A 376-nucleotide genomic window follows, 5' to 3' on the forward strand; every position below is an offset into this window, starting at 1 on the left:
GCAAGAAGCCGGAAGAAATGGGCGCGGGCGACCAGGGCCTGATGTTCGGCTATGCCACCAACGAGACCGACAGCTACATGCCGGCCGCGATCCACCTGTCGCACCGCCTGGTCGAGCAGCAGGCCAAGATCCGCAAGAAGAAGAACTCGCCGCTGTCCTGGCTGCGCCCGGACGCCAAGAGCCAGGTCACCCTGCGCTATGAGAACGGCGTGGTCTCGGCCATCGACGCCGTGGTCCTGTCGACCCAGCACGCCCCGGGCATCAAGCAGAAGGACCTCATCGAGGCCGTCCGCGAAGAGATCATCAAGCCGGTGCTGCCGGCCAAGTGGCTGCACAAGGGCACCAAGTTCCACATCAACCCGACCGGCAAGTTCGA

General features: G+C 64.6%; 1 pseudogene. It reads left to right on the forward strand.

From position 1 onward, the window contains the following. A pseudogene (locus EN846_RS33825) lies at positions 1–376 on the forward strand (methionine adenosyltransferase); the annotation flags it as partial.

This window comes from Mesorhizobium sp. M4B.F.Ca.ET.203.01.1.1 (genome assembly GCF_004791025.1).
GTDB classification, from domain to species: Bacteria; Pseudomonadota; Alphaproteobacteria; order Rhizobiales; family Rhizobiaceae; genus Mesorhizobium; species Mesorhizobium abyssinicae.